The sequence below is a fragment of the Modicisalibacter radicis genome (assembly GCF_900961225.1).
Classification (GTDB): Bacteria; Pseudomonadota; Gammaproteobacteria; order Pseudomonadales; family Halomonadaceae; genus Modicisalibacter.
The window spans coordinates 1-26,575 of the sequence record NZ_CAAHFN010000051.1; the positions used below are offsets into that span (position 1 = coordinate 1).

General features: G+C 66.9%; 23 protein-coding genes and 1 other RNA gene. 13 read left to right on the top strand and 11 right to left on the bottom strand.

The genetic code is table 11. The annotated features are described in order from the left end of the window. Window positions 1-200: 200 nt before the first annotated feature. The 6 genes from HR9077_RS04485 to HR9077_RS04505 all read left to right on the top strand — a co-directional run bounded on the left by HR9077_RS04485 (window position 201) and on the right by HR9077_RS04505 (window position 6,140). Window positions 201-1,382: a BaiN/RdsA family NAD(P)/FAD-dependent oxidoreductase gene (locus HR9077_RS04485; protein WP_136065568.1), complete on the top strand. Its 1,182-nt coding sequence runs from the start codon at window positions 201-203 to the stop codon at window positions 1,380-1,382. A gap of 21 nt (window positions 1,383-1,403) precedes the next feature. Next, window positions 1,404-1,802, top strand: a complete 399-nt coding sequence (locus HR9077_RS04490; protein ID WP_136065570.1) for a nucleoside-diphosphate sugar epimerase/dehydratase — start codon at window positions 1,404-1,406, stop codon at window positions 1,800-1,802. Window positions 1,803-1,906: 104 nt separating this feature from the next. After that, window positions 1,907-3,211 carry an ergothioneine biosynthesis protein EgtB gene (gene egtB, locus HR9077_RS04495; protein WP_136065572.1) on the top strand — a complete coding sequence of 435 codons (1,305 nt, stop codon included), beginning with the start codon at window positions 1,907-1,909 and terminating at the stop codon, window positions 3,209-3,211. A gap of 2 nt (window positions 3,212-3,213) precedes the next feature. Next, the gene (locus HR9077_RS22310; protein ID WP_280178408.1) at window positions 3,214-3,465 is read left to right on the top strand and encodes an L-histidine N(alpha)-methyltransferase; all 252 of its coding nucleotides are present in this window, start codon (window positions 3,214-3,216) and stop codon (window positions 3,463-3,465) included. A gap of 38 nt (window positions 3,466-3,503) precedes the next feature. Continuing rightward, the gene (locus HR9077_RS04500) at window positions 3,504-4,157 is read left to right on the top strand and encodes an L-histidine N(alpha)-methyltransferase (RefSeq protein ID WP_280178409.1); all 654 of its coding nucleotides are present in this window, start codon (window positions 3,504-3,506) and stop codon (window positions 4,155-4,157) included. A gap of 123 nt (window positions 4,158-4,280) precedes the next feature. Further along, on the top strand, window positions 4,281-6,140 hold the full coding sequence (locus HR9077_RS04505) for a DUF3413 domain-containing protein (protein WP_136065574.1): 1,860 nt from the start codon (window positions 4,281-4,283) through the stop codon (window positions 6,138-6,140). A 105-nt stretch (window positions 6,141-6,245) separates the two neighbouring features. Here HR9077_RS04505 and HR9077_RS04510 read toward each other — a convergent pair whose 3' ends face one another. Genes HR9077_RS04510 through HR9077_RS04525 form a run of 4 tightly spaced genes read right to left on the bottom strand, consistent with a single transcriptional unit; the run spans window position 6,246 to window position 8,241 of the window. After that, window positions 6,246-6,536 (bottom strand): YqjK-like family protein, encoded by a 291-nt coding sequence (locus HR9077_RS04510; protein WP_136065576.1) that lies wholly within the window; start codon window positions 6,534-6,536, stop codon window positions 6,246-6,248. Beyond that, on the bottom strand, window positions 6,526-6,918 hold the full coding sequence (locus HR9077_RS04515; protein WP_136065578.1) for a phage holin family protein: 393 nt from the start codon (window positions 6,916-6,918) through the stop codon (window positions 6,526-6,528). Before HR9077_RS04515 ends, HR9077_RS04510 begins: the two co-directional genes overlap by 11 nt. After that, on the bottom strand, window positions 6,918-7,259 hold the full coding sequence (locus HR9077_RS04520) for a DUF883 family protein (RefSeq protein WP_136065580.1): 342 nt from the start codon (window positions 7,257-7,259) through the stop codon (window positions 6,918-6,920). The genes HR9077_RS04515 and HR9077_RS04520 overlap by 1 nt, the downstream gene beginning before the upstream one ends. 58 nt (window positions 7,260-7,317) lie before the next feature. Next, window positions 7,318-8,241 (bottom strand): phospholipase A, encoded by a 924-nt coding sequence (locus tag HR9077_RS04525; protein WP_136065582.1) that lies wholly within the window; start codon window positions 8,239-8,241, stop codon window positions 7,318-7,320. 174 nt (window positions 8,242-8,415) lie between these two features. On the opposite strand from HR9077_RS04525, the gene mscK reads away from it, so the two are divergent. Beyond that, window positions 8,416-11,754 carry a mechanosensitive channel MscK gene (gene mscK, locus HR9077_RS04530; RefSeq protein WP_136065584.1) on the top strand — a complete coding sequence of 1,113 codons (3,339 nt, stop codon included), beginning with the start codon at window positions 8,416-8,418 and terminating at the stop codon, window positions 11,752-11,754. Between the two features lie 9 nt (window positions 11,755-11,763). Here mscK and HR9077_RS04535 read toward each other — a convergent pair whose 3' ends face one another. From HR9077_RS04535 to HR9077_RS04555, 5 genes are read right to left on the bottom strand one after another with little or no spacing between them, the layout of a single operon-like run. Further along, window positions 11,764-12,531 (bottom strand): TlyA family RNA methyltransferase, encoded by a 768-nt coding sequence (locus tag HR9077_RS04535; protein WP_136065586.1) that lies wholly within the window; start codon window positions 12,529-12,531, stop codon window positions 11,764-11,766. Beyond that, window positions 12,528-13,694, bottom strand: coding sequence for an ABC transporter substrate-binding protein (locus HR9077_RS04540; RefSeq protein ID WP_136065588.1), 1,167 nt, complete (start codon window positions 13,692-13,694; stop codon window positions 12,528-12,530). Before HR9077_RS04540 ends, HR9077_RS04535 begins: the two co-directional genes overlap by 4 nt. Further along, entirely contained in the window at window positions 13,691-15,058 is a 1,368-nt protein-coding gene (locus tag HR9077_RS04545) for a sensor histidine kinase (protein ID WP_136065590.1), read from the bottom strand. The genes HR9077_RS04540 and HR9077_RS04545 overlap by 4 nt, the downstream gene beginning before the upstream one ends. Further along, window positions 15,055-15,717: a response regulator transcription factor gene (locus tag HR9077_RS04550; RefSeq protein ID WP_136065592.1), complete on the bottom strand. Its 663-nt coding sequence runs from the start codon at window positions 15,715-15,717 to the stop codon at window positions 15,055-15,057. The genes HR9077_RS04545 and HR9077_RS04550 overlap by 4 nt, the downstream gene beginning before the upstream one ends. Then, window positions 15,717-16,337 (bottom strand): helix-turn-helix domain-containing protein, encoded by a 621-nt coding sequence (locus tag HR9077_RS04555; protein ID WP_136065594.1) that lies wholly within the window; start codon window positions 16,335-16,337, stop codon window positions 15,717-15,719. Before HR9077_RS04555 ends, HR9077_RS04550 begins: the two co-directional genes overlap by 1 nt. A 206-nt stretch (window positions 16,338-16,543) precedes the next feature. Here HR9077_RS04555 and HR9077_RS04560 point away from each other — a divergent pair, with 206 nt between their 5' ends. From HR9077_RS04560 to HR9077_RS04575, 4 genes are all read left to right on the top strand, one after another. After that, window positions 16,544-17,530 (top strand): Bug family tripartite tricarboxylate transporter substrate binding protein, encoded by a 987-nt coding sequence (locus HR9077_RS04560; RefSeq protein ID WP_136065596.1) that lies wholly within the window; start codon window positions 16,544-16,546, stop codon window positions 17,528-17,530. Next, on the top strand, window positions 17,530-17,982 hold the full coding sequence (locus HR9077_RS04565; protein WP_136065598.1) for a tripartite tricarboxylate transporter TctB family protein: 453 nt from the start codon (window positions 17,530-17,532) through the stop codon (window positions 17,980-17,982). Before HR9077_RS04560 ends, HR9077_RS04565 begins: the two co-directional genes overlap by 1 nt. Beyond that, a complete protein-coding gene (locus tag HR9077_RS04570) occupies window positions 17,982-19,493 on the top strand; it encodes a tripartite tricarboxylate transporter permease (RefSeq protein WP_136065600.1) in 1,512 nt (503 codons plus the stop codon). Before HR9077_RS04565 ends, HR9077_RS04570 begins: the two co-directional genes overlap by 1 nt. Before the next feature lie 139 nt (window positions 19,494-19,632). Beyond that, window positions 19,633-20,634 (top strand): AbrB family transcriptional regulator, encoded by a 1,002-nt coding sequence (locus tag HR9077_RS04575; RefSeq protein ID WP_136065711.1) that lies wholly within the window; start codon window positions 19,633-19,635, stop codon window positions 20,632-20,634. A 21-nt stretch (window positions 20,635-20,655) separates the two neighbouring features. Here the strand turns inward: HR9077_RS04575 and HR9077_RS04580 are convergent, their stop codons facing one another. Together HR9077_RS04580 and HR9077_RS04585 are read right to left on the bottom strand one after the other, a co-directional pair. After that, a complete protein-coding gene (locus HR9077_RS04580; protein ID WP_136065602.1) occupies window positions 20,656-22,677 on the bottom strand; it encodes a hypothetical protein in 2,022 nt (673 codons plus the stop codon). 33 nt (window positions 22,678-22,710) lie between these two features. Next, window positions 22,711-23,934 carry an ATP-grasp domain-containing protein gene (locus tag HR9077_RS04585; RefSeq protein WP_136065604.1) on the bottom strand — a complete coding sequence of 408 codons (1,224 nt, stop codon included), beginning with the start codon at window positions 23,932-23,934 and terminating at the stop codon, window positions 22,711-22,713. Between the two features lie 247 nt (window positions 23,935-24,181). Here HR9077_RS04585 and ffs point away from each other — a divergent pair. Next, window positions 24,182-24,278: signal recognition particle sRNA small type (ffs, locus tag HR9077_RS04590), an RNA gene on the top strand. A 170-nt stretch (window positions 24,279-24,448) separates the two neighbouring features. After that, entirely contained in the window at window positions 24,449-26,572 is a 2,124-nt protein-coding gene (dnaX, locus tag HR9077_RS04595; RefSeq protein ID WP_136065606.1) for a DNA polymerase III subunit gamma/tau, read from the top strand. Window positions 26,573-26,575 lie beyond the last annotated feature (3 nt).

Genomic DNA, 26,575 nt, shown 5'->3' on the forward strand with positions numbered 1-26,575 from the left:
GATCGGTCATGATATCCTTGGCTCGCGGACGCGGCGATTCTCGAAGGGGCGCTCGACATGGCCCTGCCGCGCGGGTGATTCGGTTCAGGCGAGTATGCCGACACGTGGCGCTGGAAGATAGAAGCCGGCCCGAGCTTGTGCAACGGGCAGGCCTTGGGCGGTAGAATGCGCGCCTGTCCCGAATCGCCCGGAGTTCCCGCATGCCTACTCATCCCGACGTGGTGGTCGTCGGCGCCGGCGCCGCCGGCCTGATGTGCGCGCTGACCGCTGGCTACGCCGGCCGGCGCGTGCTGCTGCTCGACCATGCCAACAAGCCGGGCAAGAAGATCCTGATGTCCGGCGGCGGGCGCTGCAACTTCACCAACCTGGACACCGGGCCGGCCAATTTCTTCTCGGCCAATCCGCATTTCTGCATATCGGCGCTCAAGCGCTACCGGCCCGAGCACTTTCTCGAACTGGTCGAGCGCCACGGCATCGAGCCGGTGGAGAAGGCGCCGGGCCAACTGTTCTGCGCCGACTCGTCGCGGCCGATTCTCGACATGCTGCTCACCGAGTGCCGGTGGGCCGGCGTGGAGATGCGCCTCGACACGCCCATCGAGCGTGTCGAACGCCACGCCGAGGGCATGCGCCTGACCACGGCCGCGGGACGCATCGAATGCGGCGCGGTGGTGATCGCCACCGGCGGGCTGTCGATCCCCACGCTGGGGGCGAGCGGCTTCGGTTACGACGTCGCCCGCCAGTTCGGCTTGACGGTGACCGAGACGCGTGCCGCGCTGGTGCCGTTCACCCTGACCTCGCAGTGGAAGGCCCGCGCGGCGGCGTTGGCGGGGGTATCCTGCGAGGTCGCGGTGAGCTGTCGCGGCGGGCGCTACCGCGAGCCGCTGCTGTTCACCCATCGCGGGCTTTCCGGGCCGGCGATGTTGCAGATATCGAGCTACTGGCAGCCTGGCGATGAACTCGTCATCGACCTGCTGCCGGGCATCGATGCCGGCGCGGCATTGCGCGAGGCACGCCGGGCGACGCCGCGGCGGCTGGTGTCAAGCTGGCTCGCCGAGCGGCTGCCCAGGCGCCTGGCCCAGGCCGTGGTCGAATGGTACGGCGACGACGGTGTGCTCGCCGAGCGCTCCAACGCCCAGCTCGATGCCTGGGCCGAACGGCTCAACCGCTGGCGCATCAAGCCGGCGGGCACCGAGGGCTGGCGTACCGCCGAGGTGACGATGGGCGGCGTCGATACCGTCGCCCTGTCGTCGAAGACCTTCGCGGTCAGGGATCTGCCGCAGCTGCGTTTCATCGGCGAGGTACTCGACGTGACCGGCGAGCTGGGCGGCTACAACTTCCAGTGGGCCTGGGCCTCGGCGGTGGCCTGCGGTTTGTCCCTGTAATCAGCCTGGAGAGGTAACGACGTGAGCAGCATCCTCAAGCGACTGGCGGCCGGCATCCGTCGCGCCGGCAAGCCTGCGCGCTCGCGCCGGCCGGTGATCGTCTGCGGCCTGAACTATCATGCCTATCGGCTGCTGGCCGAGCTTGCCGGTTCGCGCGAGTACCGGGTCCTGGCGCTGGTCGATGACGAACCCTGGAATCATGCCACCGACATGCAGGGGGTGCGGGTCTATTACCCGAGCGAGGTGGTCTCGCTGGTCAAGCGCCATGGTGTCGTCGCCGTGGTACATGGCGACGCCCGTGACATCGCGTGCTTCGATGCCGCGACCCGGGCCGAGTTGGCCGAGCGGGGGGTGCCCTTCGTGGCGATCGATGCCGCGGAGGAGGCCGAGCAGCGACTGGCGAGCGCGCTGAGTCGCTGACAGCGGCCTCTCCGGACCTGAGAACACTTGCAGCCCGGGGCTGGGCTCCTACGCTGAGAGGAGCGTCGACGGACGGACCCAGCCCCGCGAAAAGGAGTGTTCCCATGGCCCCGCTTGCCCATCAGCTTATCGGCGATACCCTCGACAGTCGGCACATCAAGGAGTGGCTGCGCGACTACCAGCGCGTGCGCGCCGCCACCGAGCGGCTATGCGCGCCGCTGCATCGCGAAGACTACATGGTCCAGAGCATGGTCGATGTCAGTCCACCGAAATGGCACATCGCCCACGTCAGCTGGTTCTTCGAAGCCTTTCTGCTCACACCCTTCCTCGAAGCCTATCGGCCGCTCGACCCGGCCTACGACTTCCTCTTCAACTCCTATTACGAGACCCACGGCACGCCGTTTCCGCGCCCCGACCGGGGCATGATCTCGCGCCCCACGGTCGATGAGGTATACCGTTATCGAAGCCATGTCGACGAGGCCATGACCCGGCTGCTCGAAGCGCCGCCCGCCGAACATGTCGGCGAGATTCTCCGCCGCGTGGAACTGGGGCTGCATCACGAGCAGCAGCACCAGGAACTGCTGGTGATGGACATCAAGCACATCCTGGCGCAGAACCCGTTGTATCCGGTCTACCGTGACGATCTGGCCGTGGCGCCTGCGGCGATGCCCGGCGAGTTCGCCTGGCTGAGCCATCCGGCCGGGGTGCGGCGCATCGGTCACGAGGCCGGCACCGGTGCCTTCGCCTACGATAACGAGATGCCGCGTCACCGGCAGTTCGTCGAGGCCTTCGAACTTGCCGATCGCCCGGTGACCAATGGCGAGTACCTGGCGTTCATGCGCGATGGCGGCTACCGGCGTCCCGATCATTGGCTGGCCGATGGCTGGCAGCAGGTCAAGGAGGCGGGCTGGACGGCCCCCCTGTATTGGGTGCAGCGTGACGAGGGCTGGTATCACATGACCCTGGGCGGTCTGGCGCCGGTCGACCCCGACGCCCCGGTGTGTCATGTCAGCTTCTTCGAGGCCGATGCCTACGCCCGCTGGGCGGGTGCGCGATTGCCCAGCGAGGCCGAGTGGGAAATCGCCGCCGAGGCTGTGGACGGCGAGGGTAACTTCGTCGAGAGCGATCGCCTGCAGCCCGTGGCGAGCACCTCGCATGGCCGGGCGCCGAGTCAGCTGTTCGGTGACGTCTGGGAATGGACGGGCAGTGCCTACCGGCCATACCCGGGCTTCCAGCCGCTGCCGGGCAGCCTGGGCGAGTACAACGGCAAGTTCATGTCGGGACAGATGGTGCTGCGCGGGGGCTGCTGCGCCACGCCGCGCTCGCATATCCGCGCGACGTACCGCAACTTCTTTCCGCCGCAGGCGCGTTGGGCGTTCTCGGGCGTACGCCTGGCCCGGGACGCATGATTATGGGTGGCAACGTTCATTTCCATGATCAGAGCCCGCACGCGACCCGGGCCGCACTGCGCGACGAACTGCTCGCGGGGTTGCGCGCGACCCCCAAGTCGGTCTCGCCCAAGCTGCTCTACGACCGGCGGGGCTCTGCGCTCTTCGATCGCATCTGCGAGCAGCCGGAGTATTACCCGACGCGCACCGAGGAGGGCATCCTGACCGAATCGGTGACGGCCATCGCCGAGGTGGGGGGCACGAGGCGACGCTGATCGAGCTGGGTAGCGGCGCCAGCCGCAAGATTCGCCTGTTGCTCGAGGCGCTGCGGCCGGTGCGTTATCTGGGTGTGGATATTTCCCGGGAATTCCTGCGCGAGAGTACCCGGTGTCTGGCCGACGATTATCCATGGCTCGAGGTGCATGCGATCCATGCCGACTTCTGTCAGCGTGTGGCATTGCCGCCAGGCGTGCCGTGTGAGCGGCCGGTGGCGTTCTTTCCCGGCTCGAGTATCGGCAACTTCGCGCCGTGGGAGGCCCAGGACTTCCTGCGTGGGCTACATGGCCTGTTGCCGGCCGGCGGCGGGTTGCTGGTCGGCGTCGACCTGATCAAGGATGCACGGATCCTCGATGCCGCCTACAACGATGCCGCGGGGCTCACCGCGGCCTTCAATCGCAACCTGTTGCTGCGCATGCGAGACGAGTTCGAAGGCGATCTCGATCCGCAGCGCTTCATGCATCGGGCGTTCTACAATGCCGCCGAGTCGCGGGTAGAGATGCATCTGGTCAGCGCCGATGAGCAGCGAATTAGCGTCGCCGGCGAGCAGTTTCATTTCTCGTCCGGAGAAACTCTGCACACCGAGAACTCCTACAAGTACAGCGTGGCGGGATTCCAGACGCTCGCCGCGCACGCCGCGTGGACCGACCGCGACGCGTTGTTCAGCCTGCATTACCTCGAAAGAGCCTGATTCGTCTCGAGCGATGACGGCCCTGTAGAGCCAGCGGAGAGCGTCGGGTGACGGTGACATCTGCCAAGCGCCGCATGGCGTGACACAATAGTGGCCCTTTTGTGACGCTAGCGTTGCGCTTTCATGAATTCGACCTCTCCGTCGCGTGCTCGTCATCGGCTGCGTGGCAGTCTGGCCTTCACGCTGATCAACCTGTTGCTGGTATGGCTCATCGCGCTGCGCTATGTGCCGTTTCTCGAGGTGCCCCACGATGGCCTGGGCATCGCCTACCTGATCGTGACCTGGATCGGTCACTTCGGGTTGCTGGCCCTGCTGTTCGGGCTGCCCTTGTGGCTGCTATCGCTGGTCATGCCACGCCAGTTCCTGTGGCTGCCCGCCGGCCTGCTGGCCACGGCCGGTCTGGGGCTGCTGCTGATCGACACCGTGGTCTACGCCCAGTATCGCTTCCATCTCAACCATTTCATGGTCTCGCTGTTTCTCAACGACAAGAATGGCGAGATATTCAGTTTCACCGCCTCGACCTGGCTGGTGGTGATCGGCGTGGTAAGCGCGTTGCTGGCGTTCGAAGGCTGGCTCGCCGCGCGACTGCTGCGCTCGCCGCGTACCCTGCAGTGGCCGCTGTGGCGGGTGGCCGGGGCGCTGTTGCTGGCATTGCTGACCAGTCACGCCACGCATGTGGTGGCCGATGCGCGCTATCAGCGCAGCGTGACCCAGCAGACCGGGATATTCCCGCTGCTGTTCCCGGCGACGGCCAAGGATTTCATGCAGGATCAGGGCTGGCTCGATCCGCGGGCGATGCGTGCCGCGCGCGTCGACATCGAACATGAGGCACCCGATAGCCTGAACTGGCCGAAAGCACCGCTGACCTGCCGCGGCGGCGAGGATGCACCCAATGTACTGCTGGTGATCCTCGACAGCTGGCGCGCCGACGAGTTCGGCCCGCGGGTCACGCCACGCATGCAGGCGGCCCTGGAAGGGCAGGGGCGCCGCTACCTGAATCACTACAGCGGTGGCAACAGCACCCGCACCGGGATCATGAGCCTGTTCTACGGGCTCACCGGCAACTATTATCACCAGCTCGAGAATTCCCAGACGCCGGCACTGCTGATGGAGCAGCTGCAGGAAAGCGACTACCGGCTGGGCCTGTTCGCCTCGGCGAGTCTCGACAGCGTCGGCTTCGACCGCTCGGTATTCGCTTCGGTGCCCGAGCTGCCGGCCACGCCGACGGGTGACACCCCCGCGGCGCGCGACCGGCAGATGACCGAGACCTGGCTCGACTGGCAGCAGGAGCGTCGCCGCAACGACGCGCGGCGCCCTTGGTTCGGCATGCTGTTCTACGATGCGCCGCATGGCTATAGCGTGCCCGAAGGAGGCGCCGAGCCCTTCCAGCCGGCGGCCGAGGCCATGAACTATCTCGACCTGGGCCCCGACACCGATCCCGAGCCCTACTTCAACCTGCATCGCAATTCGGTCTATCACGACGACCGGCTGATCGGGCGGGTGATCGAGGATCTCAAGCGCAGTGGCGAGTGGGACGACACCCTGCTGGTGATCACCGCCGACCACGGCGAATCGTTCAACGACTTCGAACGCAACTACTGGGGCCACAACAGCCACTTCGCGGCCCCTCAGACCCGGGTGCCGATGATTCTGCACGGCCCGGGAATCGAACCGGGGCGGCATGAGGGCATGACCAGCCACCTGGATGTCGCACCGACACTGATGCGCCACGCGCTGGGCTGCAGCAATCCATTCGGCGATTACAGCCAGGGAGGCGACATGCTCGACGGTACGCTCGATCACGACTGGGTGATGGCCAGCAGTTACCTGGATACCGGGATCATCGAGGACGATCGCATCACCGTCATCGACGGCGCCGGCGACTGGAAGGTGGTCGACCGCAAGCTCGAGCCGCTCGAGGAGAGCATCTCGCCGGCGGTTCGCGAGGCCATGCAGGCGATGCGTCGCTTCTACCGGCCTTGAGCTGCCGCGGCGGCCTAGCCGCCCGCAGCGCTGGAAAGGGCAGATAAAAACGCCGAACCCCGCCTCGCAGGCGGGGTTCGGCGTTCGCGAGAGTACGTGGTCGGCTCAGCGATTGATGGCGCGATAGACCGCTCTCAGCCGGTTGGCCAGCAGCAGCCCGGTCATCGTCCGGCGAATCGTCCGACCGGTCGAGCGAGGCCGGGTGACCCCGCGCAATGAAACCAGACCCAGCGCGGCAATGGTCGGCGCACGCCACTGCATGAGTTTCTGCCAGCCTCGATCGATCGGCGCGGTGGCCTCGCGCCAGTCACGCAGGGCCATGCCCATATCGAGGCGCTGCTGCAGGATCTGCGCCTCGAGCTGCTCGCGTCGTGCCAGGCGGTCGTTATGAGTCATGCGAGGACTCCAGCGCCCGTCGATCCTGCTGCATGTTGTGCAAGGTCGATTCCATCAGCTTGCGCTGACTGGCGATCCGCTTGGCCTTGGCCGCAAGCAGGCCGGCCGCCAGCAGCAAGGCCAGGGAGCACAGGGCAATGGCCAGCAGGCGGTGCTCATCCCAGTAGAGGACGACGACCAGCAGCAGCAGCATGCCGATGCCGAACGAGAACAGAATCAGGCTGGCCCCGGCAATCAGCAGTAGTGAAAGCAGACGATCACGTTCGAGCTCGAGTTCGAGAACGGCGAGACGCAGACGCGTCTCGCCCATCACGACGACGTTGCCGATCAGGCGTCGTGCCGCCGAAATGACTCGCTCTGCCGGTCCCTGGCTATCGGCCATCAGCGACGCCCGAGCAGCAGACCGATCACGACGCCGACGGCGGTGCCGACACCGATGCTGGTCCAGGGGTTCTCGTGGACATAACGGTCGCACTGGTCGGCGCTGTCGAGCACGCCGTCACGCGTATCGTGGTAGAGCTTTTCGCCACGGGCCTCGAGCCGGCTGCGCGTTTCCTTGAGGCGTTGCTGGGCACGCTCGCGCATCTCCTTGACGTTGCTGCGAGAATCCTCGGCCGTGGCGCTGACCAACTCCTCGACGGTGCGGGACAGATGCTGGAGGTCTTCCTTCAGCTGTGCAGTGCTGGTGTTGTTGTCATGCTGTCCGGTGGGGAACATGGCCATTTGCTGTCTTCCTTTGACGGTGAATAACGTATTCATCATAGCAGCATGACTTGTTGTATCAACGGCTGCCGGGTATACCCGCCAGGAAGGTGTTGAGACTGAAGCCGATGCCCAGACGCTGCACGTCGTTGTCATAGTCGATCAGGCTTTCTCCGTAGCCATCGTAATACTGCACGTGACCGCGAATCTTGCCGGCCAGCGGAAACGAATAGTCGAACTGCACGCCATAGTGGTGCTTGCCGGGATTGCCCCGCGCCATCACCGACACTTCCTGGTCGCCGAAGGCCCGGATGACGGTGATGTCGCCGTAGCCGATGTAGTTCTCGAGATCGGGATTGTCGTCGTTGTTCTCGCTTTCCGGCACCCGCCAGTGCGGGGCGATGCTGATGGCCCAGTCGCCGCGCTGGAACAGCATGTCGGCGTAGATGCGGTTCCAGCTGCGTGACAAGGGCTGTGAGCGACCGTTCGACTGATGGGCATAGCCGATGCGGTTCAAGGTGTTGGTCCAGCCCAGCAACGAGAAATAGTTGTCGAAACTGACGAAGACCTCGGGTTCGTAGTTGGTCTCGCGAAACGGTGCCGAAGCGTCGGAATTGTAGGCCTGCCACCAGCTGCGCTGGGTATAGGCGAAATACAGATCGCCGTTGTCGCCGAAGAGGTCCTCGAGCACGTTGATCTTGAGGCTGAGCTGGAACTTGACCTCGGCGTTGTCGGCGTCGGTCTCGTCGCTGATCTCGTCGAACGCGCCCTGGTTGGGATCGGTGTTGTAGGTCCAGGGCAGCAGGTAGTTGCGCCGGAAGGCGGTGATGGCCAGGGGGTTGCGGTTGGACTCGTCTTCGTAATCACGACGCGTCTGCGCCTGTTCGAGGGCCGATTCGGTAGCGCTATCGGACTCGCCATCCTGGGCGATCGCCGCCATTGGCAGCAGGGCGAGTGAGGCGGCCAGTAAAGAAAAGATCGGCAGGGCGATCGGCGCAGCCATAGGGAGATCCTGTAGGAAGACATTCGGACATTCGTTTCTACCATGACTCGCCGGCAAGTCAATTCCCGGCTGCAATTGCCAAGGGTCGCGCAGCGCCGCACAATCGCCACGGCGGACAATCGGCAGCAAAGGCGGACAAGCGTGGCGAACCAGCGGTGGTGGACGGGATGGTTGATGGCGATCGCCCTGATCGCCTTGTTCGGCGGGCCGGCGTGGGCACAGGACGACATCGACCTGCCCGAGCGGGAGGAGATCGCCCAGCGTCTGGAGACCCTCAAGGCGGTCGACAAGCCCGACAGCGGCGAGCAGGCGAGCCTGGACACCCTGCGTGCCGTGCTCGATATCCTCGACAAGCTGGATGACCTCGCCCGGGAGCGCGCCGAGCTCGAGCGCCAGCTCGAGCAGGGGCCCCAGGAGCTCGAGCGGCTGCGACGTGCCGCCAATGCCGCCGAAGACACCGAGGTGCCCGGCGCCGCGGCCCTGGCGGAGATTCCCCGCGACGAACTCGAGGCCGACGTCGGCGAGATGCTCGACCGGTTGCAGAGCCTGCAGGACAGTCTCGCCGAGGCCAATTCACGCCTGGTTGCCGCCCAGACCCTGCCCGAACGCGCTCAGACGACGATCAGCGAGTCGCTGGAGCGAATCGAGGAACTGCGTCTCGCCCGCGACCAGCTGCCATCCGGCGAGGCGGGACTCGAAGCCTGGAAGGTACAGGCCGAGCTGCAGCTTGCCGAGCGCGAGCTGGCCTTCAAGCGTCGCCAGCTGGCGACCAACACCCGCCTTCACGAACTCGCCGAGCAGCGTCGCGACGTGCTGATACAGCAGCTCGACGCGCTACAGGATCGGCTCGACCTGCTGCAGGCGGTGCTCGACCAGCGGCGCCGCGAAAAGCTCGAGACGGCGATTACCGAAGCCGCCAGTCGCGACCCGCTGATCGCTGCCGGGCATCCGGTGGTGACGCGCGCCCAGACGATCAACCGCGAGCTCAGTCAGTCGTTGATCGAGGCCATCAACCGCCATCACGGCTACGAGCGTGACGCCATCAAGGTGCGTACCCAACTGGATCGGGTACGCCAGGTCCAGCGCACGCTCAACGAGCAGATCGAGGCGATTCGCGGCAGCCTGCTGCTGTCGCGCATCCTGCGCGAGCAACGCGGCTCGTTGCCCGCGATCGATGCCCACGAGGGGTTGCAGGAGGTGATCGCCGACGTGCGCCTCGAGCAGTTCGAGCTGGGCCGTCAGCGCGAGGCGTTGCGCGACGTCGAAGCGCTCGCCGCTCAGCGTCTCGACGATGCCGGTGTCGAAGCCACCCCGGCGCTGCTCGATTCGCTGTCGCGTCTCTACCAGTCGCGCCGCGACCTGGTCGATGAGCTCGAGCAGGAATATGGCGAGCTGCTGACCACGGCGATCGACCTGCAGCTGAACCAGCAGCAACTGCTGTCGATCAGCCGTTCGCTGCGCGCGACCATCGAAGAGCAGCTTTTCTGGGTGGCCAATCGCAGTCCGCTCGATCTCGGCTGGCTGCGCAAGCTGCCCGCCACGCTGGCCGCCAATGCCAGCCCTGCCGCCTGGCAGGAGCGCCTGGAGGCGTTCTGGCAGCCGCTTCAGGCCCGGGCCCTGTGGGCGCTGCCGGTGTGGGTGCTGGCGGGCACGCTGGTGTTGCGCCGACGGCGTATCAAGCAACGCCTGCTGGTGTTGCATGACGAGATCGGCCGGCTCAAGCGCGACACCCAGATGCATACCCCACGGGCGATCGCCATGAACGCGCTGCTCGCCGCGCCCTGGCCGCTGGCCCTGGCCGGCGCCGGCCTGGCGCTGGCCGAGGGCGCCGAGAGGGCGGCGCAACTGCTGGGGCTGGCCCTGCTGCACCTGAGCCTGGCCTGGGGCGTGATCGAGCTGGCGCGGCGGTTGCTGGTCAGTGATGGGGTCGCGGTGCGTCATTTCCACTGGCCGGGCGGTTACGCGGCGTGCCTGCGTCGTCTGTTGTGGTGGCTGGGCGTCGCGCTGGTGCCGGTGCTGTTGATCGGCACCCTGGCCCGCGACAGCGGCCCGACACTGGCCGAGCAGCCGATCGCGCTGTTGCTGCTGCTGGCCGGGCTGCTGGCGATGAGCGTGCTGATCGCGCGGCTGATCCTGACCCATATACCGTTCTTCGGTACCAAGGTGTTCCGGCTGCTGCTGGGGCTGTCGCTGTCGCTGGTGACCCTGGTGCTCGCCGGGCTGATCGTGATGGGCTACGAATACACGGCGCTTCAACTGGTCGGCCGCTTCGTGGTCAGCCTGTACATCCTGGGCGCCTGGATACTGGTCGAGGCCGCCGTGGTACGCGGCCTGGCGGTGGCGGCACGGCGCCTGGCCTACCGGCGCGCGGTGGCACGCCGCCGTGCCCAGGCCCAGGAGGGCGCCGAGGGCGGGCTGGAGGTGATCGAGGAGCCGCCGCTGGATCTCGATCAGGTCAATCAGCAGTCGTTGCGGCTCTCCAAGCTGATCCTGTTCCTGGGCTTCGCCCTGGTGCTGTATCTGGTCTGGTCCGACCTGCTGACGGCGCTGGCGTACCTCGACAACATCGCCGTCTGGACGACCGAGCAGGGCAGCGGCGAGGCGATCAGCCAGACGCCGATCACCATCGCCGATGTGCTGACCAGCCTGGTCACGATCATCCTGACGTCGCTTATGGCGCGCAACCTGCCCGGCCTGCTCGAGGTGATGGTGCTCTCGAGGCTGTCGCTCAAGCAGGGCAGCGCCTATGCCATTTCGTCGCTGCTGTCCTACGTCATCGTCGGTACCGGCATCGTCGTTGCGCTGGGCACGCTGGGCGTGTCGTGGGACAAGCTGCAGTGGCTGGTGGCGGCGCTGGGCGTGGGCCTGGGCTTCGGCCTGCAGGAGATCTTCGCCAACTTCATCTCGGGGCTGATCATCCTCTTCGAACGCCCGATACGGATCGGCGACACCATCACGCTGGGCCAGTTGCACGGCACGGTCAGTCGCATCCGCATCCGCGCGACCACGGTCACCGATTTCGACCGCAAGGAGATCATCATCCCCAACAAGACCTTCGTCACCGACCAGCTGATCAACTGGTCGCTGTCGGACAACATCACCCGGGTGGTGCTGAATTACGGCGTGGCGCACGGCTCGGACCTGGATACGGTGCATCGGCTGCTGCGCGAGGTGGCGGCCGACAACAAGCGCGTGCTCAAGGATCCTGAGCCGCAGGTGCTGTGCACCAGTTACGGCTCGACGGCGTTCAACTTCGAACTGCGCATCTTCGTCAACGATCTGCTCGATCGGCTCTATGCGGCCGACGAGATCAATCGTCGACTGGATGTGCTGTTCCGCGAGCACGGCATTCGCATCGCCTTCAATCAGATGGATGTCTGGCTGCACAACAGCGATGGCCAGGCGGCCCAGGTGATGTCGCAGCGCGCCGCCCACCCGCTGGGCGACAGCGCAAGGCCCCACGGCGGGCCGGCCGGGCGCGGGGAGTCCGATGGCGAGGACGGCGATAGCTGACCGCGTCGCCTAGTGTCGTCGTGCGTGGAGCAGGAATTCGCGGTTGCCGTCGCCGCCGCGGATCGGGCTCTCGCGCCAGGCTTCGACGGCAAAGCCCTGCTCGGCGCAGCAGGTGCGAAGGCGCGCCTCGACGCCGGCATAGAGACGCGTATCGGTGACGATGCCGCGCGGGTCGACGTTGCCGGGGCCGACCTCGAACTGGGGCTTGACCAGCGACAACAGCTCGCCGCCGGTGGCCAGCAACTGCGCCAGCTGCGGCACGATCAGCGTCTGCGAGATGAACGAAACGTCCATGACCGCCACCGAGGGGCGCAACGGCGCGCAGTCGGCGATGGCGGCGAGCAGCCGCGCGTCGCCGGCCATCGCCCGGGCGTTGAGGCCTTCGATGCAGGTCACGCGCGCCGCGCCGCGCAGCGCCGGGTCGAGCTGGTCGTGGCCGACCTCGACGCCGATCACGTGGGCCGCGCCGCGCGCCAGCGCGCAATCGGTGAAGCCGCCGGTGGACTGGCCGACATCGAGCACCAGTCGCCCGTCGAGCCGCAGATCGAGGGTGTCCAGCAGGGCCTCGAGCTTGAGCCCGGCGCGCGAGACGTAGCGCTCCTCGGCATCGGCGGCGACCACCAGGCGGCTGTCGTCGGGGAGCTTCTCGCCGGGCTTGGTCAGCGGCCGCCCCGGGGCGTCTTCGAGCGTCACCCGGCCGTGGCGAATGAGGCGCTGGGCGCGGGTGCGCGAGCGCGCCAGGCCAAGAGCCAGTAACAGCTGGTCGAGTCGCATCATGGGGGAGTCTCGTCGAGTCGTGCGTCGTGTGGCGTGGCAGATGTATCGGCGGGCGCGGCCGCGCGCTGAAACTCGCGTGTCCAGCGGCTCAGCAGCGCTGCGCGCTTGAGGTCGTCGAGGGTCGCCAGCAGCCCCGGGCCGATGTCGATCGGACGCAGCGCCTCGCCCAGCCGTTCGCGCAGGGCGTTGGCGCTTCCCGGGCCATGCAGCGCCGGGTGGATCGTTCCCAGCGGGGTGAGCTCGCCGATCGCGCGTTGGCCATGCTCGCTCAACAGGTAGTCGAGGAAGCGGCGTGCGGCGTGCGGATGGCGGGCATCGCGCGCGACGAAGGCCAGCCGGTGGGTCACCAGCGCGTAGTCATCGGGCACCACGACGTCGAGCTCGGGGTGCTCGCGCACGAACGCCCGGGCATAGCTGCCCAGCAGGTTGTAGCCGATCGCGTAGCGTCCCGCGGCAAGCCCTTCGAGCATCTCGCGGGTGGTGCCGACCAGGGCGGCGTCGACCCGGCCGAGGGCGGCCACGAGCTCCCAGTAGCGCGGCGACAGGCGCGCCTCCTCGATGGCGTAGCTGTAGCCGGCGCCGCTGATGGCCGGGTCGTAGGTGACGACGCGCCCGTGCAGCGCCGCGGCATGCTGTTCGAGGCGTTCGACCAGTTCGGCGTGGCTGGCGATCGCCCCGAAGCGTTCGGCGACCTCGCGCCGATAGACGATCACCACCGGCTCGAAGGTGACGGCGAACAGTTCATGGCGCCAGCGTGCCCAGGCCGGCCAGGCGCGTGCCGTATCGCTGTCGAGCGGCTGGGCGTAGCCGTCGTTGGCCAGCCGGTACTGCCAGGGCATTGCCGAGGACATCACCACGTCGGCGCGTTCAGCGTCGCGGCCATCGAGGAAGGTGCGGTACACAGCCAGGGTGGAGAGGTTGCGATAGTCGATCGCGATATCCGGATTGAGGCGCTGGAAATCCTCCAGTAGCGGGGCGATCAGCGGCGTATCGAGCGCGGCGTGGATGACCAGGCGTGAAGGTGTCCTCCCGCCGTTCGGAACCGGTCCATCGTGCAGGGCCGGATAGTGCAGTCGCGCCTGGGCGATGACCGCGGGGCTCGAAAAGGCCAGCACGAGGCCGGCCAGCAGCGCAACCAGGCGATTCGGGCGGGATGTCGTCATGCACGGTCTCCCAGGAAGGTCATGGTTACGCGCAGGCCGCCGGCGCGGGCTTCGTGCAGGGTCAGGCGAGCGGCATGGGCACGCGCGATGCCGTCGACGATCGCCAGCCCCAGCCCCGAACCATCGCCGCGGCCCTGCCCGCGATGGAAGGGGCGCAGCACCAGCAGCCGCCACTCGGCGGCGATCCCCGGACCGTCGTCCTCGACCTCCAGGGTAGGGGGCATCGCCTTCACGCGGACGGTGACGTTCCGCGCCCCATAGCGCCGCGCGTTGTCGATCAGGTTGGCCAGCGCTTCCTCGAGCTGCCAGTCGATCCCCTCGATCATTACCGGCTCTTCGGGTGCCTCGATGCCCAGATCGACGGCGTCACGATAGCAGGCCTGCAATGCGCTGCGCGTGGCCTCGCGAGCGATCGCGCCCAACTCCAGGCGGCTCGGTTCGGGCCTGGCCTCGGGGTTGTTGAGCCGGGTCAGCGAGAGCAACTGCACGGCCAGCCGGGCGGTGCGTGAACTGGCCTCCTGGATGGTTTCCAGGGCGGCATGCCAGGCCCGGGGGTCGTCCTGGCGCAGTGCCAGCTCGGCGCGCGCCGAGATCCCGGCCAGCGGCGTGCGCAACTGGTGCGAGGCATCGCCGATGAAGCGCTCCTGGTTGGCACGCACGCGGCGCATCCGCGTCAGCAGTTCATTGAGGGTCTCGCGCAGTTCGGCCAGTTCGCGGGGTAGCTCGAGCGACAGCGGGGCGAGCGTGCGGGGGTCGCGCTCACGGATCGCCCGGCGCAGCCGGGTCAGCGGCGCCAGGGCGACGCGCACCGCCAGCAGTACCACCCCCGCGGCCAGCAGCGCCATGGCCGCGATACGCCCCAGGCTGCCCCGGAATAGCGCCTGGGTCAGCTGTTCCCGGCCTTCGCGGGTATGCGCAACGCGCACTTCGAAGCGCTCGCGCTGACTCCAGCCCTCGAGCTGCGAGGCGCGTACACCGACGCGCAGGGGCATCCCGCGCCAGTCGACGTCGCTGTAGCGCAGGGGGCGGTCGGCGTCGCTCTGGCCGGCGGGAGCCGGCAACTCGGCGTTGCCGGTGACGAACTCGTCGCGGTCATTGTAGAGCGCGTAGAAGACCCGTTCCTCGGCGTCGGTGGCGAGCATCTCCAGGGCCGCCGGGGGAAGGTCCAGCCACAGTTGGTCGTCCTGCTTCTTGACCTGCTCGGCGATCGACAGCGAGGCGGCCTCGAGCAGCCGGTCGAAGGCCCGGTCGGCGGTATCGCGCGCGCCCAGGTAGGCCTGGATGAGCATCAGCGCGCCGAGCCCCAGCAGCGGGAGCAGCAACCAGGCCATCAGCCGCCGGTAGAGGCTGCTCTCGCCCGTCATGTCGGTGCCAGCAGATAGCCAAGACCGCGTACCGTGTGCAGGATGACGTCGCTACCCGTCAGGCGTCGGCGCAGGCGGTGGACATAGACCTCGATGGCGTTGTCGCCGAGGGTCTCGCCGGCGAAGGCTTCACGGGCGAGTTGCTGGCGGTCGACCGGCTCGCCGGCGCGACGCATCAGGCAGCTCAACAGACGCTGTTCCCGCGGTGGCAGGCTGAGCGGTTCTCCGGCCAGGGTGAAGCGTTGTGCCAGACTGTCGAAGGCGAGGCTGCCGACCTGCAGGCGCGCGCCGGGCTTCTGGCGGCGCAGCAGCGCGCGAACCCGTGCCTCGAGCTCATCGAGCGCGAACGGCTTGGCCAGATAATCGTCGGCGCCCAGGTCGAGCCCGCGAACACGGTCCTCGACGGCGCCGCGGGCGGTGAGAATCAGCACCGGCGTCGCGCTATCGTGTCGGCGCAGGGCCGCGAGAATCTCGAGCCCGCTGCGTCCCGGCAGGTTCAGATCCAGCAGGATCAGTTCATGTCCATGGCTGGGGCCGGTCAGGCGCTGGTAGGCGGCCTCGCCATCGGCGATGGCGAGCACCGAGTAGCCTTCGAGGCGCAGTGCGTCCTGGAGCGTTTCGGCGAGCAGGGCATCGTCCTCGACCAGTAACAGTTGCATCAGCGGGTCTCCGGTGCGACGGCGGGGCGGCAGTCGGGGCCGTGTGTCAGTTCGCCGAGTGCGGCGGCAAGCTGCGTGTCGGCCACCGCTGGCTGCAGGCGGCCGACCGGGCCGGACAGTGACAGCCACAGGACGCGGGCTTCCGGCGTGGCCTCCAGCGGTCGACAGACCATGATACCGCCGACGAAGTCCAGCGTCGGCACCCGCGGGTCGTTGAGCGGCCAGCGCTCGCCGGGGCGCAATTCGTGGCGCAGTGGCACGGTGGGCACCGCGACGAGCAGGCATTCGGCCTGGCCGGCGACGATTTCCAGCAGGGCCGCGGTTTCGCCGCTGCGCTCGGCCAGCGCGTCGAGCGCCGGCTGGACCCAGGCCGCCAGCTGTCGGCCGGGCGGATGACGGCGTGCCAGGCGTACCGGGCTGTGGCCCAGCTGGTAGCGTCCGTCACGGCCGCGCTGAACGTAGCCATAGCGCTCCAGCGACCCCAGCAGGCGCAGTAGCGTGCTCTTGTAGAAGCCGGTGGCGATGGCCAGGTCGGCCAGCGTGAACCGTTCCTGAGGCGAATCGAAGACGTCGAGTATCGTCAACGCCCGCTCCACTGCTTCGACCCGGTCCTGTGCCATGATTCTGCCTTCCTCGTCGTGCGCCGAAGGCGCGCTGCGTTGGGTTCAACTTTGGTATTAAGTGCCTGAATAGACATTGACTCGCGAAAGTCATCCGCCTAATTTCCGTTCTAAGGAACGCCGTTCTTCCTTACAGAATTGTAAGGTCGCCGGTTCGGTTCCTGCAAGCGATCCTTTCGCTCATTCTTTCCAAGGGGACTACAACAATGTCGATGAGAACGCCTCTCAAGCTTCTTGCCGCCGCCTCGCTGACCCTGGTCAGCAGTATGACCATGGCCTTCGAGCCGACCGGCAAGGTCGACTGCCTGGCGCCGGCCGATCCGGGCGGTGGCTGGGACTTCACCTGCCGCAGCGTGGGCAACGTGCTCGAGGAGCTCGATCTGGTTCCGGGCAGCGTGCAGACCACCAACATGGCGGGTGCCGGTGGCGGCGTGGCCTACGCGCACACCGTCAGCAAGCGCTCGGACGACGAGCAGCTGCTGGTCGCGGCCTCGACCGCGACGACGACACGTCTGGCCCAGGGCCAGTTTCCGGGCATGAACGCCGATCAGGTCAACTGGCTGGGTGCCGTGGGTGCCGACTACGGCGTGATCGCGGTCGCCAAGGACTCCGAATACCAGGACCTGCCGGCGCTGATGGACGCGCTCAAGGAAGATCCCAAGTCGGTCAAGTTCGCCGGCGGTAGCGCCAACGGCGGCTGGGACCACCTCAAGGTCCTGATCACTGCCCAGAAGGCCGGCGTCGAGAACCTGCCCAGGATCACCTATCTGTCCTACAACAACGGCGGCGAAGCCATGACCCAGGTGGTCGGCGGCCATGTCCAGGCCTTCACCGGCGATATCTCCGAGGCCCAGGGCTTCATGGAGTCCGGCGATCTGCGCATTCTCGCGGTGCTCGCCGACGAGCGTCTGCCGGGCAAGTTCTCCGACATCCCCACCGCCAAGGAACAGGGCATCGATGCGATCGGCCCCAACTGGCGCGGCTTCTACATGCCGGGCGATGTCTCCGACGACGCCAAGCAGTACTGGGTGAACGCGCTCGATACGCTGTACAAGAGCGAAGAGTGGAAGTCGGTCATGCAGAAGAACGGCCTGATGCCGTTCCATCCGGACTCCGACAAGTTCGAGCAGTACGTCAAGAGTCAGATCGCCGACATCGAAACGCTTTCTAAAGAAATCGGGCTGATCAAGTAATGCGCCTGAATGACCGTATCTTCGGTCTGCTGATGTTCGTCCTGGCCGTCGCGTACGGCTGGGGCGCTCAGCAGTTTCCCGAACCGTTCAGCGGGACCGAGGCTGTCGGTCCCGAGACATTTCCCACGATCCTCGCCGTGGTGCTGGCGCTGTCCAGCGTCTACCTGATGGTGCGGCCGGACCCGAACAACGGCTGGCCGCTGGGGCGCACCGCGGTCGAGATGCTGATCTCCATTGCGGTACTGATCGTCTACACCCTGGTGCTCGAACCGCTGGGTTTCATCGTCGCCACCACGCTGATGGTCGGCACGCTGTGCTGGCGGATGGGCGCGCCGGTGGTGCGTTCTTACATCACGGGGTTGATCGGCGGCATCGTGGTCTTCCTGCTGTTCAACTACGTGCTTGAATTGTCGCTGCCGTGGGGCGTGCTGTCCTTCCTGGAGGTGCACTGATGGAAACCATGGGCTTTCTCCTCGACGGCTTTGGTGTCGCGCTTCAGCCGCACAACCTGATGTTCGCCCTGATGGGCGCCTTCCTGGGCACCCTGATCGGGGCGCTGCCGGGGCTTGGCCCGGCCAACGGTGTGGCGATCCTGATCCCGCTGGCCTTCACGCTGGGGCTGCGTCCGGAAACCGCCCTGATCATGCTGACCGCGGTCTACGCGGGCGCCATGTACGGCGGACGCATCTCGTCGATTCTATTGAACATTCCCGGTGACGAGCCGGCCATGATGACCTGTCTCGATGGCTACCCGATGGCCCGCAAGGGCAAGGCCGCCGAGGCACTGGCGATTTCCGCCATCGCCTCGTTCATCGGCAGTCTCATCGCCACCATCGGCTTGATTCTGCTGGCGCCGATGCTGGCCAAGTTCGCGCTGACCTTCGGCGCGGCCGAGTATTTCGCGCTGTTCGTGCTGGCCTTCGCCACCCTCGGCGGGATCACCGGCAAGAACCCGGTCAAGACCATCCTCGCGGCGGCGATAGGCCTGATCATCGCCACCGTGGGCATCGACATGTCGACCGGCGTGCAGCGCTTCACCTTTGGCACCCTGGAGCTCTACGAGGGCGTCGACTTCATCATCGCCATCGTCGGTCTGTTCGCGATTTCCGAATTGCTGGTGTTCATCGAGGAAAAGGCCGGCGCCGGCCGCGAGATGATCAAGGTCAACAAGCTCAAGCTGAACTGGCGGGACATCGCCAGCGTGTTTCCGACCACCGTGCGCGGCGGCGTGATCGGCTTCATCTCCGGCGTGCTGCCGGGAGCCGGTGCCTCGCTGGGCAGCTTCATCAGCTATACCCTGGAAAAGAAGGTGCTGGGCAGCAAGAACACCTTCGGCGAAGGCGATCCGCGGGGCGTGGCCGCGCCGGAAGCCGGCAACAACGGTGCCGCCTCGGGCGCATTGGTGCCGATGCTGACCCTCGGCGTGCCGGGCAGCGGTACCACCGCGGTGTTGCTGGCGATGCTGATTTCGTTGAACATCACCCCGGGGCCGTTGATGTTCACCCAGAACGCCGACATCGTCTGGGGCGTGATCGCCGCGCTGCTGATCGGCAACTTCCTGCTGCTGCTGCTCAACATTCCGTTGGTCGGGGTGTTCGTCAAGCTGCTGTCGGTACCGCCGATGTATCTGCTGCCGGTGGTGACCATGATCGCCTTCGTCGGCATCTACTCGATCAGCCACTCGACCTTCGATCTGTATTTCATGGTCGCCTTCGGGGTCGGCGGGTATGTCCTGCGCAAGCTCGAGATTCCGCTGGTGCCGGTCATCCTGGGATTGCTGTTGGGGCCCGAGATGGAGAAGAACCTGCGCCATGCGATGCAGATATCGGACGGCGACTGGACGATCCTGTGGGGCAGCGGTCTCGCCGTCACCCTGTGGGTGATCGCCATCATCGGTCTGGTGTTGCCGGTCATCGTCGGCCCGGTGCTGCGTCGGCGGATGAAAGCCAAGCAGCCGGACTGATTCAGCGGCGCTCCCGGCGCGCCGGGTTCTGGATCTTTTTCGCAAGCCCCCGTCAGCTCCGTGCTGCCGGGGGTTTTGCATGCCAAGCAGGTAGAGCCACGAAGGAGGCGGGGTGGACAGGGTCGTACTGATTGCCTTGATGCGTTCGCTGGCGGTGGGGGCCGTGGGCGGCGGTCTGTTCCAGCTGACCGGGCTGCCGCTGGCCTGGATGCTGGGGCCGCTGATCGCCAACCTGGTCATCTCCGCGCGGGGCGTCGACGTGCGGGTGCCCGAGCGCTTTCGGCAGGTCTTCCTCGGCATGCTGGGGCTGGTGCTGGGCAGCCAGGTCACCCCGCAGCTCGCCCATCGCGTGCTCGACTGGCCGGTCTCGGCGGGCTTGCTGCTCGTCGGGGTGGCACTGTCGACCTCGCTGGCCGCCGCCTGGTATCGCCGCTGCGGCTTCGATCCGGTGAGTGCCTGGTTCGCCTCGGCGCCGGGGGCGATGACGGCGATGATCCTGCTGGGCGACAAGGTGGGCGGCGATCCGCAGCGTATCGCCATCGCCCAGTCGCTGCGGGTGGTGATGGTCATCCTGCTGTTGCCGCCGCTGTTCTGGGTCTTCGAGGACGCCGATGCCTCGGCGATGGCGGCCCGCGGCGGTCCGGCCCGGGATCTGTGGCTGCTGCTCGCGCTGCCGCTGGCGATTCCCCTGGGGCGACTGTTGCGGTTGCCCACGCCGGCACTGCTGGCGCCCTTGTTGCTGGCGGCGGCATTCGGCGTGGCCGGCCTGGGCAATCTCAACCTGCCGAGCTGGGCGATGAACGGCATGCTCTGGGTGCTGGGAAGCTCGATCGGCGCACGCTTCAAGGGGCTGACCGGCAAGCGTCTGGGACGCTATGCCTGGCAGGCGGGGGTCGCCACGGCATTGGCGCTGGCGGTGCTCGGGGTGTTCGCCGAGCTCATCCACCAAAGCGTCGATGTGCCGCTGGATGTGGCGTTGCTGGCCCTGGCGCCGGGCGGTATCGGCGAGATGGCGATAGTCGCCGTGGCGCTGGGACTGGATCCGGTGTTCGTGGCCTTTCACCACCTGCTGCGGATGGTGGCGCTGATGATCGTGGCACCGTTCTGGGCGCGGTATCTCGGGCGCCGCTCGCGCAACTGAACGAGCGACGCCGGCGGGAACTCAACCCGGGCCGCTATGCGCCTGCAGCTCGGTGGCGGGGACCCGGTTGGCGCCCCAGCTGCGATGCACATGGCCGATCACCCGGTCGAGCTCGGCCTGGGGGATGTTGGCCAGCTCGCCGTGCTCCAGCGGGTCGTAGTGGAAGATGTACAGCCGCGAGGCGAACTGCTCGAAGGGCAGCGAGGCCTCGCCGAAGCGCTCGCCGCAGCCCGAGGTGCTGACCTTGGTGTCGTCGCCCCAGTCCTGGCCGCTGTCGTTGTTGGGGTTGAAGAAGTAGGCCCTCATGACCTCCTGCGGATCCAGGTTGACCCGCAGCAGGGTGATGGCGTGCCAGCCGATGAAGCGCGCCGCGCTGTCGGTCACGGCGATGCCGGCGGGCTGCGGATGGATCAGCGGCTGGTTGCCGTTGTAGTACGGATGGTAGCTGGCGTAGAAGTGGCGCAGAAAGTCTTCGAGCTCATGGAGTTGACCGGTCGCCACGTCGACATTGATGCGAAAGCCGCGTCCGGCCCACCAGCCGTGGAATTCCGGGTTGACCCAGCGATGGGGGTCGCCCTCGCGGCCGATGCAGCGCCGGCCCATCTCGGCATAGATGCGGTCGAGATGCGGCACCACGATCAGCGATACCGGATCGAGATCCAGCGGCAGGTTTGAGGCCACGCCGGACAGGCTGGCCATCGACGACAGCGGCATGCCCTCGAAATGCATGATGATCTCGTCGTCGCGGGCCGCCCAGGCGACCATCTGCAACAGGTAGTCCGGATCGTTGTAGGCCCACATCGACAGCGCACGCGCCGACTGGCAGGTGGGGTTGTTGCCCTGGCCGACGCCCAGCGGCAGGCCGAGCATGCACAGCACGCCCTCGAGCAGGCGCGCGCGCGGTGGCACGGCGTCGCCGTAGGCCATGCGGATGCGCTCCTGAGACCAGGCCGATACCGTCAGGCCGATCTGTCGCCACAGTGCCGGGGCGACGGGGGGCTGATAGAGGATGCCGCGCTCGAGCATCAACGCCAGCCCATACACCGCCTGCGGGGTCGCGGCATGGACGCCTTCCTCGATGAGCGCCTGGACCAGTTGCCGGTAGCAGAGCAGGCAGTCGCGTCCGGTGGCCGACAGGCCCAGCGCTTCGGACAGCAGGTGATCGCCATGATCGAGCAAATGGCGCAGCAGCACGGCGTGGTAGGCCGAGACCAGTCCGGTGTCGTGCATGGCACGGGCGAAACCGGTGGCCTCGTACTGCAGGGCGCCGTTGTCCATCGTCTGGAGCCGTTCGAGATAGAGCTCGACGCCGGGGTCCTCGCGGGATGCCTGGGTCGCGCCGAACAGGCTGCTGACCAGGCGGTCGGCCCCCTGGCCGCTGTTGCCCAGGTCGATGTCGGGGTTGGCCTGGCAGATGGCGATCTGGGTGATCATGCGCTTGATCGAGTCGACCTGGATGGGCCGCTGCTGAAGGATGCGCCAGATCTCGTCGATCAACTGGTCGACGACATGCTCGTAGCCGATGGTCTCGGCCAGGTGCGCGAACAGCGAGCGGGTCAGCAGTGCCAGTCGGCCCTGGGTCTCGCGCTCGGCTTCGCTGGGCGCGGTGAACAGCAGCTCGAGATTGATCGCCAGTACCTGGGTCAGATAATGGTGAGCCTGCTCGGCTGAAACCAGCGGGTGCTCGTAGCGCCCGCGTGCCACGGCCAGCAGCCGCAGTTCGCTGAGCGCCTCGAGCACCACGGTGTCGCTCTCGGCGCTCTTCAGTGAATGCACGGTCAGTGAAGGCACCAGGATCTGCGGCTGGGCCCAGTCGGACCCGTTGAAGAGGCCGGCGGCCTCGATCGCCTGGGCCCGTGCCTCGATGGCGGCGCAACCGCCGGGCTGCAGCATTACCTTGCGGGCGCCGTCGAAGACCCGGCGCACCTTGCCGGGCTTGGCGAAATCGCGGGCGTTGGCGAGGATCTCGACCGCGTCGTCGAATTTCGTCAGCGCATCGTCCAGCTTGACGCCATTCGTCGCTTGTTGATCAGGGCTCGTCACAAGGGCTCCTTATGCCCAAAGGTACGGGCGCGATTATACATAGAAGTCGAGGTCTTCCTGGTGCTTCAGCAGATCCCGCATGGTGTGCGGGTCGTCGCCGAAGAAGTACAGCAGCCCCCAGTGCGTGCCGAAGGCCGTCCGCTTGGTGACGGTTTCCTCGAGCGGCGCGGTCAGTTCGTGGGACTCGAAATAGGGGTGGTCCTCGGTCTCCTCGGGCATTTCCAGGCGGCTGACCACGCGACGGCGCGGGTAGACGCCGAAACAACCGGCGACGCCCTTGGCGTCGACCACTTCGCGGGGGAAGAAGTCGGTGATCTCCTGTTCGGTGGTCTTCGGGTCGAACGACAGGATCAGCCCCTGGTAGGCGTTGAAGCCGTAGGCCCGCTCGAGAAGTTCGAACACCTTGAAGCCGGGGGGACGATAGGCGACCTCGCCGAAGTACATCTCGCCGTCGCTGGTGACGAAGTACTCCGGGTGAACGAAGCCGAAATCGATGTCGAACGTCTTGATCAGCTTCTCGATCTGACGGGTTATCGACTCGCGATATTTTTCGAGTTCCGGCGTCGCGGGCACGAATACCGAATAGCCCAGGGTCACGTACTCGGAGATGTTGAGAAAGCGGATCTTGCCGTCGTGGATCCACGCCTCGACGGCGAACTCCCAGCCATCGAGGTGCGATTCCATGAGCACCGGGAATTCCTCGTCGGGGATGGTATCGACCTCGTCCGGCGTGCGAATGACCCGGTGCCCCAGGCAGCCGGCCTTGTCGAAGGCCTTGAGGTGAATCGGGTCGTTGGGGTCGCCGTCGAGCTTGAGCAACGTCTGGTTGACGCGCTTGAGAAAGCGAATCACGTCGTCCCGGTCATGGGCTTCCTCGAAGATCCCCACGCGGATGCCACCCAGCTGGGCACGGCGTTTCATCAGCGCCTTGTCGCGCAGCAACAGGGCCTGGCCGTAGAGGCGCGGATTGTCGAGCAGCACCGAGTTGATCGCCCCGGCCCACTCCACGGTTTCCTCGTAGAGTGGAATGGCGACGTCGACGCCCATCTCCTTGAGCGTCTCGGCGATCTCCATCGAGCGGTCGTTGAGGCGTTCGAAATTCCACGGCACATAGGGTATGTCGTGCTGCTGGCAATACTCTTCGGCCCATTCCGGCGCCACCACCACGTAGCGGCGGTCGAAGTTGTCGGCGGCCTCGACGGCGTTGAGGCTCCAGCCGAGCAGTGCTACATAGCCCTTGTTGGGATCCTTATCCATGGTCTGTGCCCTCCGTGGGCGTTTCGTTGACGATGATCGTTACCCCTAGCCTAGACCACAAAGCATGCCTTCGGCTTGCCCTGTGTTTATTCTTGCGAGGGCCGGGGGGCGCTGTTATAGTGCGCATCGCGTAACGGCAAGTCGTTGAACGGATTGCTGCTTCGTGTGAATTCATCGGGTATGACGAACGTCGGCGGAAGCCGTCGGTGGTCCTGGTAGCATCTCGATGAAGCATCTATGGTGGCCCTGTCGGTCCTCCCGCAACGCTAAACCGCAAACCCCGCCAGGCCCGGAAGGGAGCAACGGTAGTGGTGGCTGCGTGTGCCGGGATGTGGCTGATGGGGCCGCCTCCATTTCCGGCCCCGGAAACCTCGCTTTTCCCCCCTGCGGCGAACCGCTAGAATGAGTCGATTCGACGCGAATACGTCGTCGCTCCGGCGTCGTCACGTTGTTCGCGCCTACCTTCGGGGGCTCACGGTTGCCCCGACCCTAGCCGCAAGGACTTCCGCGCTGCATGAGCTATCAGGTACTGGCCCGCAAATGGCGGCCGCGCACCTTCCATGAACTGGTCGGTCAGGAACACGTCCAGCGGGCGTTGATCAACGCCCTCGATCAGGGGCGCCTTCATCATGCCTATCTGTTCACCGGCACGCGCGGGGTCGGCAAGACCACCCTGGCGCGGATTCTCGCCAAGTGTCTCAATTGCCAGGACGGCGTGTCCTCGACGCCGTGCGGTCAGTGTTCGACCTGCCGGGACATCGACGAGGGGCGCTTCGTCGACCTGATCGAGGTCGACGCGGCCTCGCGGACCAAGGTCGAGGATACCCGCGAGCTGCTCGACAACGTGCAGTACGCCCCCTCGCAGGGGCGTTACAAGGTGTACCTCATCGACGAGGTGCACATGCTCTCGACGCACAGCTTCAATGCGCTGCTCAAGACACTCGAGGAGCCGCCACCCCACGTCAAGTTCCTGCTGGCCACCACCGACCCCCAGAAGCTGCCGGTGACCGTGCTGTCGCGTTGCCTGCAGTTCGCGCTCAAGAACATGCCGCCCGAACGGATCGTAGAGTACCTGGCCCGGGTGCTCGAGGCCGAGTCGGTGTCCTTCGAGGAGCCCGCGCTGTGGCTGCTCGGCAAGGCCGCCGAAGGCTCGATGCGTGACGCCATGAGCCTGACCGACCAGGCGATCGCCTTCGGTCAGGGGCAGGTGCGGCACGCCGATGTGGCGGCGATGCTCGGCACGCTGGACCATCGCCATCTGCTGGCGCTGGTCGAGGCGCTGGCCGAGGTCGATGCGGCGCGGGTGCTGGCCGAGATCGCCAGCCTGGCCGAGCAGGGGCCCGATTTCGCCGGTGTGCTCGACGACCTGACCGGCATCCTGCATCGCCTGGCGATCGCCCAGATGGTGCCCGATGCGCTCGACAACGGGCATGGCGACCGCGAAACGCTGCTGGCGCTGGCAGCGCGATTCACCGCCGAGGATGTGCAGCTCTATTACCAGATCGGCCTGCAGGGCCGCAGCGACATGGACAGCACGCCGGAGCCGCGCACCGCGCTGGAAATGACCCTGCTGCGGATGCTCGCCTTTCGTCCCCAGGGGGTGCCCAAGCCGCCGCAGACGCCGCTGCCGCTGCGCGGCGAGTCGACGCCGGGGGCCGCCGGCGAGTCGCCCGCTGCTGCAGGGGCGGATGCCGGCAGCGTGGCGCCGTCGGTGGCCAGTCCGCAGGCACCCGAGCCGGCCGCAGGGCCGGTCGAGCCGCCCGAGCCGCCCGTCAGCGGGCCGGTTGCCGATGAGTCGCCGCAAGCCGCCCCACGCCCGCCCTGGGAAGCGGTCGAGGAGGCTCCTTCGCAGGCACCCATGCCCCCCGAGACGGCAGCCGCCGAGCCCCGGCCGGCGCCGGCGGAGGACCCGGATTATCCCGACCCGCGCGAAGCGTTGGCGTCCGATCACGGCGAGGAGACCCGCCGGGCCGCTCCATCGCGGCCTGCCAGCGCGGATGCTTCGGTCCCGTGGGCCGGCGCCGATTACAGCGGCGACGAGGAGCCCGGGGGCGATATGCGCTCGGAGCCCGTGCCCGGCGAAGCGCCGGACCCCGGCGAGGCCTGGCGCGATGCCGGAGAAACGCAAGCGCCCGGCGAGCCTCCGGCCAGCGAGGAGGCCGTCGATGCCTCGAGCGCACCGGAGATCGGTGACACCGCGTCGCCATCCGGCGAGGCGGTCGCTTTCGATCATGCCGCCTGGCTCGAGCTGTTTCCGAGCCTGGCGCTGTCCGGACTGACCCGCAACCTGGCCGCTCACTGCATGGTCGGGCACGATGACGGCGAAGCGCTCACGCTGCACCTCGATCCCGGCCAGGCGGCCATGAATGCCGAGGTCCACGTCGAACGCGTGCGCAAGGCGCTGGCCGCCGTGGGCATCGAGCGACGGGTCGGCATCGAATCCGCCGAGTTGCCGGCGGATGTCGAAACCCCCAAGTCGCGCAGTGACCGCGAGGCGCGTGAGCGCCATGCGCAAGCGGTTGAAGCGTTGCGAGGTGACCCGCATATTCAGGAACTGGAGCAGGCTTTCAGTGCGCGACTGCTCGAACAGACCGTCGCGCCGCAGACTGCTCAAGCCGGAACACCGGCGGCCCGCTAAGCC

What these genes read in the sequence shown, in the direction of transcription:
- mscK (WP_136065584.1), top strand. Translation starts at nt 8,416, where the DNA reads ATGGCGATCGCCCTGATCGCCTTGTTCGGCGGGCCGGCGTGGGCACAG.
- HR9077_RS04545 (WP_136065590.1), bottom strand. Translation starts at nt 15,058, where the DNA reads ATGACGGGCGAGAGCAGCCTCTACCGGCGGCTGATGGCCTGGTTGCTG.
- egtB (WP_136065572.1), top strand. Translation starts at nt 1,907, where the DNA reads ATGGCCCCGCTTGCCCATCAGCTTATCGGCGATACCCTCGACAGTCGG.
- HR9077_RS04520 (WP_136065580.1), bottom strand. Translation starts at nt 7,259, where the DNA reads ATGGCCATGTTCCCCACCGGACAGCATGACAACAACACCAGCACTGCA.
- HR9077_RS04575 (WP_136065711.1), top strand. Translation starts at nt 19,633, where the DNA reads ATGCGTTCGCTGGCGGTGGGGGCCGTGGGCGGCGGTCTGTTCCAGCTG.
- HR9077_RS04555 (WP_136065594.1), bottom strand. Translation starts at nt 16,337, where the DNA reads ATGGCACAGGACCGGGTCGAAGCAGTGGAGCGGGCGTTGACGATACTC.
- HR9077_RS04570 (WP_136065600.1), top strand. Translation starts at nt 17,982, where the DNA reads ATGGAAACCATGGGCTTTCTCCTCGACGGCTTTGGTGTCGCGCTTCAG.
- dnaX (WP_136065606.1), top strand. Translation starts at nt 24,449, where the DNA reads ATGAGCTATCAGGTACTGGCCCGCAAATGGCGGCCGCGCACCTTCCAT.
- HR9077_RS04515 (WP_136065578.1), bottom strand. Translation starts at nt 6,918, where the DNA reads ATGGCCGATAGCCAGGGACCGGCAGAGCGAGTCATTTCGGCGGCACGA.
- HR9077_RS04550 (WP_136065592.1), bottom strand. Translation starts at nt 15,717, where the DNA reads ATGCAACTGTTACTGGTCGAGGACGATGCCCTGCTCGCCGAAACGCTC.
- HR9077_RS22310 (WP_280178408.1), top strand. Translation starts at nt 3,214, where the DNA reads ATGGGTGGCAACGTTCATTTCCATGATCAGAGCCCGCACGCGACCCGG.
- HR9077_RS04505 (WP_136065574.1), top strand. Translation starts at nt 4,281, where the DNA reads ATGAATTCGACCTCTCCGTCGCGTGCTCGTCATCGGCTGCGTGGCAGT.
- HR9077_RS04525 (WP_136065582.1), bottom strand. Translation starts at nt 8,241, where the DNA reads ATGGCTGCGCCGATCGCCCTGCCGATCTTTTCTTTACTGGCCGCCTCA.
- HR9077_RS04565 (WP_136065598.1), top strand. Translation starts at nt 17,530, where the DNA reads ATGCGCCTGAATGACCGTATCTTCGGTCTGCTGATGTTCGTCCTGGCC.
- HR9077_RS04510 (WP_136065576.1), bottom strand. Translation starts at nt 6,536, where the DNA reads ATGACTCATAACGACCGCCTGGCACGACGCGAGCAGCTCGAGGCGCAG.
- HR9077_RS04535 (WP_136065586.1), bottom strand. Translation starts at nt 12,531, where the DNA reads ATGATGCGACTCGACCAGCTGTTACTGGCTCTTGGCCTGGCGCGCTCG.
- HR9077_RS04540 (WP_136065588.1), bottom strand. Translation starts at nt 13,694, where the DNA reads ATGACGACATCCCGCCCGAATCGCCTGGTTGCGCTGCTGGCCGGCCTC.
- HR9077_RS04585 (WP_136065604.1), bottom strand. Translation starts at nt 23,934, where the DNA reads ATGGATAAGGATCCCAACAAGGGCTATGTAGCACTGCTCGGCTGGAGC.
- HR9077_RS04560 (WP_136065596.1), top strand. Translation starts at nt 16,544, where the DNA reads ATGTCGATGAGAACGCCTCTCAAGCTTCTTGCCGCCGCCTCGCTGACC.
- HR9077_RS04485 (WP_136065568.1), top strand. Translation starts at nt 201, where the DNA reads ATGCCTACTCATCCCGACGTGGTGGTCGTCGGCGCCGGCGCCGCCGGC.